This window comes from Glutamicibacter sp. JC586, assembly GCF_009805585.1.
GTDB lineage: Bacteria > Actinomycetota > Actinomycetes > Actinomycetales > Micrococcaceae > Glutamicibacter.
Genome location: NZ_VHIN01000010.1, coordinates 518,428 through 535,854 on the forward strand (window position 1 = coordinate 518,428; position 17,427 = coordinate 535,854).

17 protein-coding genes are annotated in these 17,427 nt (G+C 55.6%); 4 read left to right on the top strand and 13 right to left on the bottom strand.

Features of this window, described 5'->3' with window-relative positions; translation table 11 throughout:
- Nucleotides 1-82: 82 nt before the first annotated feature.
- From FJV47_RS10370 to FJV47_RS10380, 3 genes are all read right to left on the bottom strand, one after another.
- Nucleotides 83-511 (bottom strand): DUF4262 domain-containing protein, encoded by a 429-nt coding sequence (locus FJV47_RS10370; RefSeq protein ID WP_159612630.1) that lies wholly within the window; start codon nucleotides 509-511, stop codon nucleotides 83-85.
- On the bottom strand, nucleotides 487-963 hold the full coding sequence (locus FJV47_RS10375) for a hypothetical protein (RefSeq protein ID WP_159612632.1): 477 nt from the start codon (nucleotides 961-963) through the stop codon (nucleotides 487-489). The genes FJV47_RS10370 and FJV47_RS10375 overlap by 25 nt, the downstream gene beginning before the upstream one ends.
- A gap of 173 nt (nucleotides 964-1,136) precedes the next feature.
- A complete protein-coding gene (locus FJV47_RS10380) occupies nucleotides 1,137-2,312 on the bottom strand; it encodes an NADP-dependent malic enzyme (protein ID WP_159612634.1) in 1,176 nt (391 codons plus the stop codon).
- A 380-nt stretch (nucleotides 2,313-2,692) separates the two neighbouring features.
- Here FJV47_RS10380 and FJV47_RS10385 point away from each other — a divergent pair, with 380 nt between their 5' ends.
- Both FJV47_RS10385 and FJV47_RS10390 read left to right on the top strand, forming a co-directional pair.
- Nucleotides 2,693-3,094: a helix-turn-helix domain-containing protein gene (locus FJV47_RS10385; protein ID WP_159612636.1), complete on the top strand. Its 402-nt coding sequence runs from the start codon at nucleotides 2,693-2,695 to the stop codon at nucleotides 3,092-3,094.
- Nucleotides 3,095-3,259: 165 nt separating this feature from the next.
- Nucleotides 3,260-4,501, top strand: a complete 1,242-nt coding sequence (locus FJV47_RS10390; protein ID WP_159612638.1) for a PLP-dependent aminotransferase family protein — start codon at nucleotides 3,260-3,262, stop codon at nucleotides 4,499-4,501.
- Between the two features lie 8 nt (nucleotides 4,502-4,509).
- Here the strand turns inward: FJV47_RS10390 and FJV47_RS10395 are convergent, their stop codons facing one another.
- From FJV47_RS10395 to FJV47_RS10405, 3 genes are read right to left on the bottom strand one after another with little or no spacing between them, the layout of a single operon-like run.
- Nucleotides 4,510-5,280: an IclR family transcriptional regulator C-terminal domain-containing protein gene (locus FJV47_RS10395; protein ID WP_159612640.1), complete on the bottom strand. Its 771-nt coding sequence runs from the start codon at nucleotides 5,278-5,280 to the stop codon at nucleotides 4,510-4,512.
- A gap of 18 nt (nucleotides 5,281-5,298) precedes the next feature.
- Nucleotides 5,299-7,152 (bottom strand): bifunctional sugar phosphate isomerase/epimerase/4-hydroxyphenylpyruvate dioxygenase family protein, encoded by a 1,854-nt coding sequence (locus tag FJV47_RS10400; RefSeq protein WP_159612642.1) that lies wholly within the window; start codon nucleotides 7,150-7,152, stop codon nucleotides 5,299-5,301.
- Nucleotides 7,152-8,024, bottom strand: a complete 873-nt coding sequence (locus FJV47_RS10405) for a shikimate dehydrogenase (protein ID WP_159612644.1) — start codon at nucleotides 8,022-8,024, stop codon at nucleotides 7,152-7,154. The genes FJV47_RS10400 and FJV47_RS10405 overlap by 1 nt, the downstream gene beginning before the upstream one ends.
- 153 nt (nucleotides 8,025-8,177) lie before the next feature.
- Here FJV47_RS10405 and FJV47_RS10410 point away from each other — a divergent pair, with 153 nt between their 5' ends.
- A complete protein-coding gene (locus FJV47_RS10410; protein WP_159612646.1) occupies nucleotides 8,178-9,518 on the top strand; it encodes an MFS transporter in 1,341 nt (446 codons plus the stop codon).
- A gap of 83 nt (nucleotides 9,519-9,601) precedes the next feature.
- On the opposite strand, the gene FJV47_RS10415 is transcribed toward FJV47_RS10410, so the two are convergent.
- Complete coding sequence (locus FJV47_RS10415) at nucleotides 9,602-10,522, bottom strand: LysR family transcriptional regulator (protein WP_159612648.1); 921 nt, start codon at nucleotides 10,520-10,522, stop codon at nucleotides 9,602-9,604.
- 72 nt (nucleotides 10,523-10,594) lie between these two features.
- Here FJV47_RS10415 and FJV47_RS10420 point away from each other — a divergent pair, with 72 nt between their 5' ends.
- A complete protein-coding gene (locus FJV47_RS10420) occupies nucleotides 10,595-11,656 on the top strand; it encodes a YeiH family protein (RefSeq protein ID WP_159612650.1) in 1,062 nt (353 codons plus the stop codon).
- Nucleotides 11,657-12,002: 346 nt separating this feature from the next.
- Here FJV47_RS10420 and FJV47_RS10425 read toward each other — a convergent pair whose 3' ends face one another.
- The 6 genes from FJV47_RS10425 to FJV47_RS10450 all read right to left on the bottom strand — a co-directional run bounded on the left by FJV47_RS10425 (nucleotide 12,003) and on the right by FJV47_RS10450 (nucleotide 17,370).
- On the bottom strand, nucleotides 12,003-12,227 hold the full coding sequence (locus FJV47_RS10425; RefSeq protein ID WP_159612652.1) for a hypothetical protein: 225 nt from the start codon (nucleotides 12,225-12,227) through the stop codon (nucleotides 12,003-12,005).
- 76 nt (nucleotides 12,228-12,303) lie between these two features.
- Nucleotides 12,304-13,245 carry a sugar phosphate isomerase/epimerase gene (locus FJV47_RS10430; protein ID WP_159612654.1) on the bottom strand — a complete coding sequence of 314 codons (942 nt, stop codon included), beginning with the start codon at nucleotides 13,243-13,245 and terminating at the stop codon, nucleotides 12,304-12,306.
- 59 nt (nucleotides 13,246-13,304) lie between these two features.
- Nucleotides 13,305-14,444 carry a Gfo/Idh/MocA family protein gene (locus FJV47_RS10435; RefSeq protein ID WP_159612656.1) on the bottom strand — a complete coding sequence of 380 codons (1,140 nt, stop codon included), beginning with the start codon at nucleotides 14,442-14,444 and terminating at the stop codon, nucleotides 13,305-13,307.
- 78 nt (nucleotides 14,445-14,522) lie between these two features.
- Nucleotides 14,523-15,497 carry a 5-dehydro-2-deoxygluconokinase gene (gene iolC / locus FJV47_RS10440; RefSeq protein ID WP_159612658.1) on the bottom strand — a complete coding sequence of 325 codons (975 nt, stop codon included), beginning with the start codon at nucleotides 15,495-15,497 and terminating at the stop codon, nucleotides 14,523-14,525.
- The gene (locus tag FJV47_RS10445) at nucleotides 15,494-16,405 is read right to left on the bottom strand and encodes a hypothetical protein (protein WP_159612660.1); all 912 of its coding nucleotides are present in this window, start codon (nucleotides 16,403-16,405) and stop codon (nucleotides 15,494-15,496) included. Before FJV47_RS10445 ends, iolC begins: the two co-directional genes overlap by 4 nt.
- The gene (locus tag FJV47_RS10450; RefSeq protein WP_159612662.1) at nucleotides 16,402-17,370 is read right to left on the bottom strand and encodes a cyclase family protein; all 969 of its coding nucleotides are present in this window, start codon (nucleotides 17,368-17,370) and stop codon (nucleotides 16,402-16,404) included. Before FJV47_RS10450 ends, FJV47_RS10445 begins: the two co-directional genes overlap by 4 nt.
- Between the last annotated feature and the right edge of the window lie 57 nt (nucleotides 17,371-17,427).

Consider the following 17,427-nt stretch of genomic DNA (forward strand, 5'->3'; position numbering starts at 1 on the left):
GGATCCAGAACAAGCCGTGATCATCCACCATGCATGCGGATGATCACGGCTTTTCTTTGTTCTGTATCAGTTACTGGCACTCTCAGTTATTACGGGCAGAAATCGCGTCAAAAGGAAGATCTCTTCCGACAAAGAGCACCTCAAGCAGTCCCATGCTCGGACCGTAGCGGCTGTAGGCCCAAGGCGCTTCGTGCTTAATCCCCTGAGTGATTTTTGCGAAGTACAGCAACGTCTGCCTGTTCCATTGGCAGTTATGTCCGTGAGCAAAAACTTCATTGTTTTCCAGCACTGCTGCGGAAAGTCCGTTGAGCATGTAAACGCTATGGGCGTAGTCCAACCCACGGACCAAAAATTCAGGGTGCCCTACCAAGCTCAATCCGATGGTGTACGCGTAAGGTTGACTGAATCTGTCCGGTTCAATAAACAGAACTTGCCGTCCGTAGTCGCGGATGCATTGATCCGTTCTCGCATCAGCGTCTTCAACGCTCATTCCGTTGCAGATGTCGCACATGGTGTTGCTCCCCTCGCGCTTCGTTTCTCAGCCGGCTGACTAGTTGGCAACGAGCAACGCAACCAGTAGAGAAATGCTGTAGAGAAGTCGTCGTCGAATTCAGCGAGGTTCATGTCGAAATCTTCCTTGGTGAAGATGATTTCTGGATAGAACGTCGTTGAGTAGGCACCTTGAGCAAACTCCTTACCTTCATGCAGGACCTGCTCGGCCAAGTACCGCAACAGGCCGCAGGCTTCGTCTTCATTCTCATCGTTGGCGAGGATGGAAAATTCAGGATGATCGAAGTAGCCCAGCCCCAACGCCACAACCATGATGCGCAACGAGTTGGGAGAACGATGGGTCATCACGCAGTAACCTTGCATGATTATTTCCGCCAGACAACCGCCTTTTTCTTCATCTGATGCGGACAGAGAACCAAGGACCGATGATCGTAAGTTGCTGATACCGTCCATCGTGTTCCTCCTTAGGTGCTGTGGTGGGCGACGTGTTATTACTGAGCATCCGCCGGAATCATCCATCAAGACTCAAGAACCTGGCTAATTGTGGACAACAAAAAGGCGCTGCCTGCAATCAGTTTTGATTGCAGGCAGCGCCTGTGGCTAAACGCCCTGTGGTTAGCTTTCGGTTACTTCGCCGATGCAGCTTCTGCAGCTACGGCCGCAGCTACCGCGGGCATCACGCGCTCATCCAAAGCCGAAGGCACGATGTAGTCTTCAGCAAGATCATCACCGACGAGGTCCGCGATGGCATGAGCCGCAGCGACCTTCATTTCCTCGGTGATCTTCTTTGCCCCCGAGTCCAACGCACCACGGAAAATGCCGGGGAATGCCAGAACGTTGTTGATCTGGTTCGGGAAGTCACTGCGACCGGTAGCAACAACCGCAGCGTACTTCTTCGCTTCCTCGGGCATGATCTCCGGAGTGGGGTTCGACAGCGCAAAGATAATTGCGTCCTTGTTCATCTTGGCCAAGGCTGCCTCATCAAACTTCGACGAGGACAGGCCAACCACAACGTCGGCACCATCCAGAGCCTCGGCCAATCCGCCCATCACATCTTCACGGTTGGTTCGCCCTGCAAGCTCAGCCTTGATCGGGTTCAAGTCATCTCGCTCACGGTGGATGGTTCCCCGCGAATCCAACACGATCACATCATCAACCCCAGCCTTCAGCAGAAGGTTTGTCACGGCCACGCCTGCCGAGCCAGCTCCAACCACAACAACCTTCAGCGAGCTGATGTCTCGCTTGGTCTGTCGTGCTGCACCGATCAACGCTGCCAGGACGACAACGGCCGTTCCATGCTGATCGTCGTGCATGACGGGGATATCCAGCGCTTCAATGAGTCGCTTCTCGATTTCAAAGCACCGTGGTGCTGCGATGTCTTCGAGGTTTACCGCACCAAAACTTGGGCGCAGACGAATCACTGTTTCAACGATTTCATCAACATCGGTGGTGTCCAGAACCAACGGGATGGAATCCAACTGTGCGAATTCCTTAAACAGTGCACTCTTGCCTTCCATCACCGGCAGCGACGCTGCTGCTCCAATGTTGCCCAAGCCCAGCACCGCGGTACCGTCCGAGATCACGGCCACAAGTCGCGAAGCCCAGGTGTGGGTTGAGTGCTTGGTTGGGTCATCAGCGATTGCTTGGGAAACCTTGGCTACACCGGGAGTGTAGGCAATGGACAAGTCGCGCTTGGTCTTCAGTGGCATCTGCGACTGGATGCTAAGCTTGCCGCCGATGTGGGCGTCAAATACTTCGACGTCGGTGATGGTGGAGAGGTCTTTGGTGGATTCAATCGACATTGATTTACTCTGCTTTCAAGAAAGTTTTGAACGACGAAAACGCAGTACCCACAAAGCTTGTGGCGTAGCGTAGGAACGCGCATGACCATTCATCCGACCGCAACGGAGCGTGACCCAACGCAATTAAGGAGGGTGTCAGGCTTCCATGTACACAGTTCCCATGCTGGGCTCCGCCGGGTGAGGCTGAAGTTTCCGTCATGGTGTGCCGGAAGATGGCTGGTCAGTACTTTCTTTAGACCTACAATTTCCACCATACGGGAACCGTTTGTCGCAATTCAACCCCCTCTTGTCGCTCAGCAGTAATATGACCTGCCGTAGCAATATCCACCTCTGCCCGTCATCGCGTGCGCCCAGGGCATTCATCGGGCAAAATGAGAATCATGGCATCACCGACTTCAGCTCTAGGCAGGGTGCGTACTTTCGAGTCGCTCGACGAAAAGACCACCGCACGTTTACGCCGCGCACTTGATGAATCAAATGACACCACCGTGTTCGTCAACGGCACCGCACTACAACTGCCAAAGGAAGCTCATCAGGCGCTGATCGAAGTACTTTCGCGCTTTGCTGATGGTGAGTCGGTCAGTATCGGCACACCAGAATTACTGCTTAATACTTCGCAGGCGGCCCAGATGGCTGGCATTTCCAATAGCTACCTTCGCAAGCTCGCTGACGCAGGAATTATCGAAGTTGAATACCGCGGCACCCATCGCCGCATTCGCCCGAGCTCCATCCAGGCCTGGCTAGATTCTCGCAGCGAGTCCGAGAAGAAATCGGCGAATTAACGGTCTTAGGTTAAGGGCATTTGGCACATGTTGCCCTAACTCTTGCCAACCACTTGATTTCCTGCTGGAATACCAAAGTATTCTATTTGAAAACAAGGCTTCGCGCGGCTCCCGTTTGCGAAGAACATGCTCCCGCCCTAGCTGGAGCTTTGGCCAAGGAGGACCATGAGCACCGCACCCCAGTCACTAAGTACCGCCCACGAAGGACTTCTCTCCGAACGTGCGGCAGGGATCAAACAGTCTGCGGTGCGCGATGTTTTTGAACTTTCCTTAGATCCGTCTCTAGTTTCATTGGCCGGCGGCAACCCTTACTTGCAATTGCTCCCACTGGAGAAGATCGGCGCAATTTCCCAGCGCATCATCACCGAACAAGGCCCCGAGGCACTGCAGTACGGTTCCGGTTTAGGCACCGAACAGCTTCGCACTCAGATCCTTGACGTCATGGCCGCTGAAGGCATCACCAACGTCAAACTTGAAGACGTCGTCGTCACCAACGGCTCACAGTCGGCCCAAGATATGGCGTGCAAGGTCTTCTGCGATCCCGGCGATACCGTTCTGTGCGAGGACCCAACGTACGTGGGCGCGCTGAACACTTTTGAGGCTTACCAGGTCAAGGCGCGCGAGGTCAGCACCGATGATCACGGGCTGATTCCCGAGGCCCTACAAGCTCGTATTACACAGCTTCGCGCAGCCGGGGAACGCATTAAATTCCTGTACACCATTCCGAACTTTAATAACCCTTCAGGCATCACACTGGCTACTGAGCGGCGCGAAGAAATCGTGAAGATCTGCCGTGAAGAAGGCATCCTGATCCTCGAAGATAACCCGTATGGCATGTTGCGTTATGAGGGCGAAGCAGCCCCAACGCTGCGTAGCCTAGATCCAGAGAACGTGATCTACATGGGCTCTTTCTCCAAGATTTTTGCTCCGGGTCTGCGCATCGGTTGGGCGGCTGTTCCCACCCATCTATTCCGTCGCTTCTACCTTGCTGGAGAAGCCGTGGCACTGTGCCCGCCGACGCTCAATCAGATGATTATCAGTGCTTATCTTCAAGAGCATGACTGGAAGTCTCAGATCACCAAGTACAACGATCTCTACCGTTCACGGCGCGATGCCATGCTCGACGCGTTGGAGAAGCATCTTCCCGTCGAGGTGAGTTACACCCGTCCTGAAGGAGGATTTTTCATCTGGTTGACTCTTCCACAAGGGATCGACACCTATGAGTTACTGCAGTTGGGTGTGAAGGCCGGAGTCATCTTCATACCTGGGGCGGCGTTCAGCCCCAGCGGTCAGGCCGATAATAAGTTGCGCCTGGCGTTCTGCGCAGTTGACGAGGCCACCATCGCTGAAGGTGTTCAGCGCTTGTCAGCGTTGCTAGCTACGGCCATCGAGGCTAACGCTAGCTAAGCAAGGTCCTAGCCGAGCCGGCCGCCAAAGTCATCTGCGATATCTTGGGCGGCCCGGCGTAGGCGAGGCAACAGTTCATCTTGAATGTACTGCGGGTTATTTCGGCTGGTCTGCACCGAAATATTCAGCGCACCTAAGAGTTTTCCACCGCGGAAGACTGGAACCGCAAGGCCACGCAAGCCCTCGTCGAGCTCCTGATTAACGAGCGACCACTCTTGTTCGCGCACAGTGGCCAGTTCTTTTTTCAGAGCCTCAAGGTCCGCAAGGGTGTGTTCGGTGTACGGATGCAGATCTACACGTTCAAGGAACGCCTCCTGCTCGGCGGGTTCTAGATGAGCGATCAGTACTCGACCCATCGAGGTCACCCAGGCAGGTAGTCGATTGCCGATGGAGACATTCAGTGCGTGAAGTCGCGGAGCGGTCACACGTTCAACATAAAGGACATCTTGACCTTCAAGAACACACAGTGATGCGGTTTCTTCCAGGTCCCGGGCCAGAGCCTGAAGATGACTTACCGCAGCCTGCGGCAGGGTGAGTCCAGACAAGTACGCAGCACCAATGTCCAGTACGCGCGGCGTCATCCTAAACGCGTTGCCCACCGCTTGCAGGTATCCGAGGTCGGTGAGTGTCAGCAAGAAGCGACGGGCGGAAGCCCGAGTCTGGTCGGTGGCCGTGGCAACCTGCGATACTGTCAATTCGGTGTTGCCTGCGGAGAACGCGAGCAGCACGGCCAAAGTCTTATCTGCAGACTTAACAAAATAATCTGGCCGCTCTGCCACTCGTTCTTCTCCCCAGGTTTATAGGTTTTTGCTCCAGCGGTTGCTCTCAAATTGAGCAGCTAGTCGCACCGGAGCGTTTGGAGCTCCGTACCCATCGTAGCTAGAACGGCGTTCAACTACCTCCAAGAACATGTTGCCGATGGTCTTGGTGTAGAAATGCAGGAACTCGCCGGCCTCGTCACGATCATAGAGCAGGTGCAGCTCCTTGAGGGTTTCCAGTAGCTGAGGGTCCAGATCGAAGCGCGCCGCCAGATCCTCGTAGTAATTAGCCGGAACCTGCAAGAACTCCATTCCGCGAACCCGTGCTTGTTTGGCCACACCAATAATGTCATCGGTGCTTAGGGCGATATGTTCTGGATATTCATGGTTACGTTCAATAGCGCTTTCCAGTCCCTGCGGAACGATATTCAGTGCCAATCGAACACTGTTGCCTGTGGTGGAGAGTACCTGCGAACGAACCAGACCCATAGGGCTGGGGACCTCAGTGCCTGGTTGTGCTTTGAGATTGATGACGCTGCTGTAAAACAGGACAGATTCATCAAAGCATTGCCATGGCTGGGCGAGGTTGATGTGGTCAATGCTAAAGATTGGCCCATCATCCGCAGTCGAGGTTGGCATTCCTGCCTCCTCAAACTCTCCGATCCAGTTTTGGGTGTTTTCTGCAGAGCTGAAGAAGATTTCGGTGCTGTCTGGCGCAACAAATCCGGGGAGTTCTTGCTCGTTGTAGGTGCGCAGGCGTGGAACTTTGGTCGCCAGCAGGCTGGCTCCGCGTTCACCGCTGGCGGCAGGATCTGGCACCAACACGCCAAAGCCAGAAACGGAGGCTTCAACGCCTCGGCTTCGTTGCGAATTGATGATGATGCGCGCGTCCCCCGAGGTCCACAGTTGTACTGGTTTGCGGCGGTGCTGCCCGCGGAAGCTGAACCCTAGTTGTGCCAGCATCCCGCCGACCAGTTCAGGATCTTCGGTGCGGATTTCAGCAAAGTCGAATCCGGTCGCGTCTTGAATACCGGGCAATTCTTCGAGATCCAACGCGTACTTTTCACCATTGCTGCGCAGTAGTTGAGCCGTCTGAGACGCCAACCAGTGTAAAGACCGCAGCCCGTCGATGGCGGTTCGCTCCACGTTGGATTGACGGAAAACATCATTGAAGATTTCCAGGGAGATGATGCCGTCATATCCTGAGCGCACCAATTCAGCCATGAACTCGTTCAGAGCAAAGCCACCTTGGCCCGGGAACAGTCTGTAGTGACGAGACCAAGAAAGGATGTCCATGGAAAGTACGGGAGCGTCAGCGAGCTGAACGAAGAAGATCTTGTCGCCGGGGATCGTCGCGATCTCTCGTGGATCATCTCCACGCGAAAGAATGTGGAAGCTATCGATGCACAGCCCCACGTTCTCACGGTCAACCTGCTTCACGATTTCCCATGAGTGCTGGTAGGTGTCTACGTATTTTCCCCAGGCTAGGGCTTCGTAGGCAATGCGGACGTTGTATTTGCTGGCCAGATCCGAGAGTCGGCGAATCTGCTGAACGAAGACTTGATCATCATTGCCGGTTGCGGTGGCAACGTTGGAGCAGAGCAGCATCAAGTCCATGCCCAGTCGGTTCATCAGCTGGAACTTGGCTTCGGCTCGGTGCAAGTTGGCTGCCAGTTGCTCCTCGCTGACACCTTCAAAATCTCTGAAGGGTTGGAACAGGTCTAAAGTCAGTCCCAGACGATCGGCCATAGCTTTCACTTCTTCTGGCGACATGGGGCTGACCAGAAGATCTTGTTCAAAGATTTCAATGCCGTCGAAACCCGCTTTGGCGCAGGCCAACAGTTTTTCTTCCAGTGTTCCTGAGAGGCACACGGTGGCGATGGACGTACGCATTACAGTCCCTTCTCCAACATTTCCAATAGGTGGTCGCGCACCTGCTGCGCGTCTGGTTTGATCCCGGTGATGATTTCAAAGGCGTCGACGGCTTGTCCGACGGCCATGTGCCCACCGTCGAGTACTTGGCAGCCACGGTTCCGTGCAGCCACAATCAGTTCGGTATCCACCGGGCGGTAAATGCAGTCGGCCACCCAGTGACGGGATTCTAAGGCAGCGATATCCAGAGGCAGTCCCGGATGATGGTGCATTCCAATAGGCGTGGCATTCAACAGCCCATCTACGGTGGCAAGAAGCTGTGGCACCTCTTGCAGTCTGGCTGCATGGACTTTGGCCTGAGGGAAGTTTTTGCGTAGCTCTTCAACTCGGTGGTTCACTCGATCTTCATCAAGGTCAACGATGTGCAGCTCTTCGGTTCCGGTATCTAGCAGTGCATAGGCCACAGCGGCCCCGGCACCGCCGGCGCCCAATTGCAAGACCCGCTGCTTATTTGCTCCGGGCAGACCAGTTTCTAGCGCACGGGAGAATCCCGAAGCATCGGTGTTGTGACCATGGAATTTCCCATCCGTGATGACTACCGTGTTGACTGCTCCGATGGCCTTGGCGGTTTCTGAGATGTCATCAAGGTGGTCCAAGACCAGTTGTTTGCAAGGATGGGTTACGTTGAAGGCATTAAAACCCAGTGTGGCTCCGGCCTTGAGCAAATCACCAATACAGCTGGCCGGAAGATTCAGTTCGGTCAGGTCAATGGGTCGATATAGGTATTGCAAGCCATGAACCTGTGCGGCCCGTTCGTGCATTGGTGGGGTAAGCGATGGCATGACGCCATCTCCGATTAGACCAACCAGGTAAGACTGTGCACGTGTACTCATTTTTCCCGCAACTCTTTTTGATGACTTCAGGTATTGCCTGAGATGTGATTTACATCTACTGTAATACGATGAACACATTCCGAACAAGTGTACGCATAGCGAACACTTGTTTTTGAGCTCTAGCTCGCAAACACTCGACGAGGAGTACCTGAGATGCAATCTCCCGATGGCACGCCCGCATCCCCCGATACCGGAACTAAGGGTCGCACCCCGGTCAAAGCTGCTGTCGCCAGCTTCATGGGAAGCGCTGTTGAATACTATGACTTCTTTATTTTCGGCTCCGCCGCTGCGCTGATCTTCCCGCATATTTTCTTCCCCGACAAGGACACCAACGCTGCGGTTATGTCGCTGGCCACCTTCGGCTTTGCTTATATTGCCCGCCCAATTGGCGCGATCTTTGTCGGCCACTTTGGCGACCGTATCGGACGACAAAAAGTCTTGATGTTCACCCTGATTCTGATGGGCGCATCCACCTTCTTGATCGGTTGCTTGCCAACCTTTGATCAGGTCGGCTGGCTAGCCCCAATCCTTTTGGTTTTCGCTCGGCTCTGCCAGGGCCTATCAGCTGCCGGCGAGCAGGCTGGTGCCTCATCGATGTCTTTGGAACACGCGCCTGATCACCGTCGTAGCTTCTTCACTTCATGGACGCTCACAGGAACCCAGGGTGGTCAGATTCTTGCTGCCCTGATCTTCATTCCCGTGGTCGCTCTGCCCGATGAGATCAAGTTCGGCATCGGCTGGCGCATTCCGTTCTGGCTTTCGGCCATCGTCGTAGTGGTGACCTTCTTCATCCGCCGCTCATTGCACGAGACTCCAGAATTCGAAGAAGCCAAGAAGAACAACGAAATCGCCAAACTCCCACTGGCGGTCCTACTGCGCTTCCACTGGAAGGACGTGCTGCGCGTTGTCCTGTGCGCTTTCATTGCAGCGGTCTCCACCGTGTACGGAACCCTGGCCATTTCTTATGGCAAGACCATCGGCAATATGGACGAGTCGATCACCCTCTGGCTGGTGGTCGCCGGTAACATCGGCGCCCTGATCACTCAGCCACTGTTCGGCATGCTCGCGGACAAGATTGGTCGCAAGCCGGTCTTCATTTACGGCGCGCTGGCCTCGGCGGCCATTATGCCCTTCTACCTGCGGTCCATGGAGTCGAGCAACGCGCTGTTGCAGTTCACCCTCTCGGTGCTGGTCTTCTCCTGCGCCTATGCGGCAGCGAACGCCGTCTGGCCGAGCTTCTACGCAGAGATGTTCTCCTCCCAAGTGCGCTTCTCCGGGCTGGCTATCGGCACCCAGCTGGGCTTCTTGATGGCAGGCTTCGCGCCGTCCATCGTCGCCGCCCTGGGCGGGCTTGAAGCCAATGGCTGGGTCCAGATCAGCCTGTTCACCGCGGCGATCGCCGTCATTTCCTCGCTCTCGGCGTTGACTGCACGCGAGACCTATCGGGTTCCCACCAAGCAGCTGGGCCACACCATAGAAAAGGTTGCTTCCTAGGCTCCGCCTGGCGTCCCGGATCGGACGTGGCTCCGCGCAGTGCGGCCATGCTCGATCCGGGATGATGCCGTTAAGGGGCGTGTTCAGCGAGCGCTGATGGCGATCTCCAACAGGGTGCGCTCATTGGGATTCAAGGCGCGTTCCTTGCGCCAAATGGCACATAATTTGCGCATCAAGGCCGGTCCGGCAAACGGAACTTCCACCAGGGTTCCCTGCTTGATCTGGCTTTCGACTGCCAGCTGGCTCAGCACCGCAGGCCCCATGCCGCCGGCCACCAGCTGGCCGATCGTGGCATTGCTGTTGAATTCCGCAATCGGCTTGGCACGTTCGGCTGTTGCCAGCGAATCCAGGAACGCCCTGGTGCCTGAACCTTCCTCGCGTTCAATCAGTGCTGTCTCTTGCAGCTCTTCGAGAGTTACCGGATGTTTCCGGGCAGCCCAAGCGTGGGAAGGAGCCACCACGATCAGCATTTCGTCGCGGAAGACTTCACGGCTTTGAAGCGCGGAGGGCAGATGGGGTGTTTCGACAAAGCCGAAGCCCAGCTGCTCCAGTTCAACCGCTTGGATCACGTCGTGGGAATTCATGATCCTCATCCGCGGGGTGACGCTGGGCAATTGCTCATGCAGCTGGCCGATCCACGAGGGGGCCAGGTACTCGGCCACGGTCATGCTGGCTGCGAATTCCAGTTCCGTCTGGCCATGCTCGGCCAGGGAACGCACCCCGGCGGCAAAGGCATTGAGCCCGGCGAGCGCTTCACGCGCCCATTGGACGGTGAGCACGCCTTCTGCGGTCAGGGTGGACCCGCTGGTTTTCCTGGCCACCAGCGCATATCCCAACCGGCGTTCAAGAGTTTTCAGCGCCCTGGAGGCGTTGGACTGCGCCATGCCGACCGCCCGAGCGCCGGCGCTCAGGCTCCTATGGTCCGCAATGCCCACCAGCAACTCCAATGAGGAGAGTTGCAGCCAATGGGCCATGCTCTGCCGTACCGGCACATCGCTATCCATATCATGATCATATGCCTGTGATGGCCAGAAGATGAATACCGCAGGACCGGCCTCCGGCGAAGAATAGTAGGCATGAACCCCGTCCCCGGCTCGACCAGCGCACACTCCGCTGCTGATACCCACGCCTCCGCCAGAATCACCGCAACCCGCCGGCTACTAGCAGGACCAGCCCCTGGAATCCTGCTCTGCCTGGTGGTCGGTGCGCTATGCATGCTGATCAGCCATTACCTCAGCTCGGTGAGCGCACTGCTGATAGCCATCGTGCTCGGTGCCCTGTGGCGCAACCTCGCGCCGGTGCCCCACGTCCTTGATGCCGGGGTGGGGATTTCAGCGAAGAAGCTCTTGCGGATGGGCATCGTCCTCTTGGGATTCCAGCTGTCCCTGGGATCCATTCTCGCCCTGGGCCCCGGAGTGCTGCTGGTGGTTCTCGCCTCGGTCACCATCACGTTCTTGCTCACCGCATGGATCGGCAAGCTGATGGGCCTGGATCTTGAACAACGGCTGTTGATCGCCATCGGTTTTTCCATTTGCGGTGCGGCCGCGGTGGCTGGCGCGGAAGGAACCATCAAAGCCAAGGAGCATCAGGTAGCCACGGCGGTAGGGCTTGTGGTGCTTTTTGGAACACTGATGATTCCTGCGATGCCGGCACTTGGCCTGCTCTTGGGCCTGGACGATCGAGGCATCGGGATGCTCGTCGGGGCGTCCACCCACGAGGTAGCCCAGGTCGTGGCCGGTGCCGGATCGGTATCCGCCGCGGCGCTGGCTGTTGCCGTCACCGTAAAACTGGCGCGAGTCCTCTTGCTGGCCCCGGTCGTTGCCGGTGTGGGACTGTATATGCGTCGCCAGCACAGCGTCCATGGCGATAAGAATCCGCCCTTGGTGCCGCTGTTCATCCTCGGATTCCTGGCAACGATGCTCCTGCGCACCACCCTCGACCTGCCCGGGGCATTGCTCGACAGCGCCTCGATGGTGCAGACGCTGCTCCTATCGGCTTCGATGTTCGCACTCGGGCTCGGCGTGAACCTACGCAGCATCTTCACTACCGGGATCAAGGCGCTGCTTCTAGGCCTGATCGCAACGCTCATCATCATCACGGTGGCAGCCAGCGGAACCGTGCTTTTCCCGCCAACCTGATTGTGTAACCAGCGGAACACGCGGGCCACGCGGGACGTTCCACGAAACGAAGCATGGCCACATGCAAATATTGACGCGCTAGTTCTATTGGTAAATATCAAGCCAAATTGTCTTGTAAGACTCTTCATCACGGATTGCGGGTCGTCTTCTGGGAGAGACACGACCTTGCCTCTTGAAGTCCCCGAATACGAGGCAAAGGAACTTGCCTGAATTCAGAACCCGATCATCCTAAGCCCTGAATCCTAGACAAGTCCCTTTGCTATGCACGATAGACCCAGGATCACAATGGTGCATCAGGCAGGTCCGCTGTGAACCTTTACCACTAATCCTCTGGTTCCGTTGTCGTTTAGTCAGACGCTATTCCGCGATATTGTCTCTTGAAGAACGACAAGATCCTTTCCGCAGGAGTGGCAAGGAATTCGCAATCTACACGGTCTTCTCTATTGACGACTTCTTCGTCATTTTGCCAGCTTTTCCCCAAGGCTGACAGACTTTGCTCGTCTGCAGCATGCACGCCTTGGGGATCCAAAGCACGTATTAGAGTATTGATGACTACATCTTCGTAAGCCATGGTGACGCCTCTCAGCCCTTGCTCCTCAGGCACTAAGAAATTACCGAACTGCCTTAAGAGACCGGAACATTAGTGATCAAATCTGGGAGAGTTCAGAATCGTAGTATTCGATGCCTTCACGAATTTCGCGAATCGGATCAACAGACATATCGATTTCAGCGACACCCCAGCCAGACCACCGCTGTTCTTGCAGAGTCCTGGTCCATTCGCGCCAATCAACGATTCCCTTTTCACCCATAACTCGGAACGATTTGATCATCACGTCATGTCGTTCCATCGGTGTTCCGCTCAATTTGTGCGGGGGCAAATGTGCTGCACAATCTTTCCAATGAAGTATCGGCGCACGTAGAGCGTGCTTGCGAACCACGCTCACCGCGTCGCTTCCGTCAAGAGCGATATGCCCCGCATCAATGCACAGCTTGACCAAATTCGGATCCGTAATGCTCATCAGGGTGTCTATATCCTCGACTCGTGACGCCAGCGAATAGGCGTCTGTGTGAATCGCGAGATGTACTCCGCTCTCGGAAGCAATTTTCCCGGCGCCTTCCAGCACGTCAGCGATGGATCCCATAAGGTCAGGATCGGTAGGCTTCTCGAATGAATCGGCCGATGCTTCGATTCCAGCCGTTTCTGAGAACTCTGCCCTTGGCACGGTGCTCGTAATCAACGTTTGGCATCCCACCTCACGAAGAAATTCGGCATGTTGCGCCGTCTCCTCATGAAGCCGGTTCAGGGCAACGGCCCTGGTCTTGGCGTCTGGGGCGTCCACGACTGCCTTGAGCGCTATCGGCAACACATAGCTTGATGAAAGTACGAGGCCGCGCCGGTCTAGCTCCTTCTTGAAAGCAGAAGCGGTCCCATAAGCACGCAACGCATTAACCCAACCACCGGGTGCTGGCGCTAATTCGATGCCGCTAAGCTGTGCTTCGGCAGCGCCGTCCAACATCCTGTCAAAGAACCGATGAGGGTCCTCGTCAACTTTTCTTTCCCACGCGCCGTAGGCCTGCGCAGCGGGCATACCCCAATATTCAGGATTGAAAAAAGTGACAATGTCAGTGCTCCATCTCAAGTCCAAGCTCATGCCGTCACCTCGTCTACCGCTACCCACTGGTGGTTATCAGCAGATTGCATTACTGCTTCAATTACGCGCTGAGTACGTGTCGCTTCCGCGAACCCTGGCGTACCCGGCCGTCCTTCGACGATGGCACGTACGAACTTTTGAAGCTGCAGGGATGCATCATCTGCATAACCCGTTCCCATACCGCCCAATGGGTACCAGTAATCCTGGTGATTTTCGTTCAAGGTGATAGTCCTGAAGCCTTGCTTGTCTGGGTCATCACTGACCAAGCTGAGCTTGATTTCGTCAGTGTGGTTCCAGTCAAATTCAACGGTGCCTCCTGTGCATTCAAGTTCAAAAAATAGCCGGTTCTTGCGCCCCGAGGCGTACACCGTCGCCGCGAATGAACCAATTGCACCGTTTTCAAATTTGGTCATCCACAAAGCCGCGTCATCGAGATGGTCTCCGTCTTTCCTTTCTTCGTCCGAAAGCCAGGCAGTGTTATTTTTCGGATTCTTTGCGCCGACAATTGCGTTAACCGATTCAATGTCTCCAACAAGATACGAAGCCAAATCGATGATGTGAGAACCGATATCGCCTGTGACGCCAGATCCACCGGCAGACTTCTTGGCGCGCCACCCGCTCAAGACACGTCCGAGCGCTCCGACATCTTGCGTGTAGTGAGCACGGAATTGCAACGGGTGGCCTAGGGTCCCGTCGTCAAGCATGTTCTTGATCAAGGTAATTGCAGCTGCATGGCGATAGTTGAAGCCCACTTGGCTCACCGACGAGCTCCTTTCTGCAGCTGCCTGCATGATCTCGGCATCCTGAAGCGTATTGCTGATGGGCTTCTCGACGAACACATGCTTCCCGGCCTGCAGAGCTGCCACAGCGATTTCTGCATGCGATCCCGGAGGAGTCACAATATCGACAACATCAATGTCGTCCCTGGCGATAACAGCACGCCAGTCATCCGACCACTCTTCCCAATTTAGCCGCTGCGCTGCCGACTTTGCCCGTTCTTCATCGGCTTCAACAAGTACGGCCTTCCGAACGACTGCGCCTGCATCTGCAGTGATGGGAGCCAATGCCCATCCAAGGCTGTGGGCATACCCCATGAAGCCGCCACCGCCGATAATTGCAACTCGAATCTCATTCATAGTTTTTCCTTTTACTCGTTTATTTCTGTTTTATGCAGATCAGATGGGACACACCCGGCAATCCTGCGAAGTCGATCATCAGTTGGCTGGAATGCCATTTGCCTGGACGGAAAACTCATGAAGCTCGTCCCAGCTCGGCATTGCCAATGAGCATTGCGGTCGCGTTGCGACCAAAGCGCCTGCGGCATTAGCGAGGTCCAGTGTTTCCTGCAACGACATCCCCCTGAGCAACGCATGGCACAATGCACCTCCGAATGCGTCGCCTGCTCCCAAGCCGTTGATTACATCCACTGGAATCGGCTTGGACTCAACACGTTGCGTACGGGTTCTTGCCATTACGCCATCGGGGCCCATCTTGACGATCGCCAATTCCACGCCACGATCCAGCAAGGCCTCTGCTGCTCGGTCCGGGTCAGTTTCACCTACTGCAACTCGGCACTCTTCGAGGTTTCCAACTGTCACCGTGACATGGTCCAGCGCCTTGGAAACAGCCTGATGAGCTTGGTCCTCGTCTTTCCAGAACATCGGACGATAATCCAGGTCCAAGATGGTGTTGGGCCTACGCCCGCGTTTTTCCCAGGCCTTGATGTGGGCAGACTGCGTCGGTTCCTTAGACAAGCCCGTGGCGGTTGCCCAGAAAATGGGGCTTTCCGCAATGAGGTCCAACGGCAGTTCGTCACCATTAATGTACATATCCGGAGCAGTGGGCTCGCGATAGATATACAGAGGGAAATTATCCGGCGGGAAGACTTCGCAAAAAGTCAGCACCGATTTCATTCCGGCTACGGCTGTTATCCCCGTGTTGTCTACACCAAGGCGGGCAATTTCATTTTTGGCATATTCCCCGAATGGGTCGTCACCGACTCGACTGATCAGTCGTACGGAATTGCCGAGCTGTGCTGCAGCTACGGCAACGTTCGTTGCGCTGCCTCCAATCGACTTGCTGAAGCTGGTGATTTCTTCAAGCCCGACTCCGAATTGTTCCGGATAAAGGTCGATGCAAACTCGACCTATCACCACGACATCGGTTTTTGGGTCCAACCTGTTGTTCATCGTTTTTCTGTCTTTCGAATTCGCTCTGCTATTGCTTGCAAGTTTTTTGGCGCGTGTGACCGCAGGTAATCGCCAGGGTCAGCCACTCTCGTTGCTCCGCTCCAAACAGCCCGACCAGCCAGAAACCCGCTTGCTCCACCCGTCACTGCCGCCAAAACTGCTTCAGGAAATTCTTCGGCAGGAACGCCGGAGGACAGAACAACCCAAGGGCAATCAAGTTCGCGAGTGATTGATTTGGCTGTTGCTTCTGCCAGTGCTCGATCTTGTTTGCCGTTGTAGAGGACCTCGGTCTTGTATAGGTCTGGTTGCACCTTGGAGAGGTCCGATGCGGCCATGACGAGCGCTTCCGAGAAGCCTTCGGCCGATTCCAGATGCCCTTCGCGTGGCCGGACGACGCCCTCGAGCACTCCTGGAATTCCAAACTCGCGGCACCGCTCCATGAAGGCATGAGCAAGCTCGACAGCCTCGACTCTGCGGTTGGGCTGCCAGGGCAACAGAAACTTCAAAGCCTTCGCTCCAAAAGCTTGAACAGTTTCGAGGGTCACGGAATCATCAAGTTGAGCGATGTCCACGGGACCACCAGGCTGGCTGGAGCTCAAGATATCGGCGGCCAGGATTACCGGGCACTGTGCATTTCGCGCTGCTTCAAGCCCGTAATCTTGGTCAAGCAATAGGCCGCTTGCCTGATCCCCGATAGCCAGGGCCAAGTCCGTCTTGAAACTGGACAATTCATCGTCCGCAATTGCAGCACCCTGCCGGCCTTCACTCAGCATGTGGCGTAGCGAGCCTCTCTGATCTACTGCGACCATGCTGAACATCCCGTACTCATCACGGAACGCATCGATTGGGCCACGCGGGACAGTATCGCCCGTTGTTTCACGGCTTGTTTCTTCGATATGAGCACTCATCGGATCACCACCGGATTAACTGGGGCGCCGCTTGCGCCAACAATCTTGAGGGGTGCAGCGGTGTAGAGAAAGTTCCACCGATTGTCTGCTGCACAGGCATCAGCCAACGAATCCAATTGGCACAGTTCAGTGAAGGCGACCCCGAGATTGCGCATCAAAGCACAATGCAGCGGAAGCTGGAGTCCCCCGGGGTAGAAGCTCAATTCGTTCGCAATGGTGTCAGTAACCAAGTTCGGGATTTCCATTTCTTGGAACCAATCCACTAGTTCTGGGCTGTAGATCAGTCCTGGTTCGTTCCAATCGTCAAAGAACTCGGAGCTCCGGGTCCGATAGTACGAACCAATCCAGCCGGTTCTAATCAGCAAGACGTCGCGCTTGGAAATTTCGATATTTTGAAGCTTGGCTACGTCCAGAAGATCTTGCAGAGTGATTGTTTCGCCGCGTTGAAGCGCATCTTTTCCGCGGGCACGCGCCACGTCGATCAGAACACCTCGGCCAACGACACCGCGTTCAGCAATGGGCAGTACCGATGCCTTGCTCAATTCACCCACAGTGCTTTCCGCCGGATAACCATTCCAGACCTTGCCGTCGTACCAGTAGTGAGCTAGCGCGTCGTACTGCGTCGACCCCTGCGTGAACATTTCGATCTTGTCGTCCGCCCAATGATGGCCATCGGACGGTTCTTCTTCTTCGCCCCTAACGAAATAACCTTCGTCCATGACTGGGGTGCGTACCGCGGGTTCGCGGCCGGGCCACACCGGGTCAGGAAGGTCGGGGTCACCGATGGGCACCTGAAGCGTATGGACCTCACCGGACTGGACTGATGCAATTCCTTTCAGAATTTGGGCTGCATCCAAGTAATTGAGGCTGCCGACCTCATCTTGCTCGCCCCACTTGCCCCAATTCTTCGGTGCGTTCGGGCCAAGCAGTTCGTTGATAGTAGTGGCAATGACGTTCTGAGACATGTATCCACCTTTCAAATTTGAGTGGCCATCAAGGGCCCGCGTCCAATTTCGTAAATC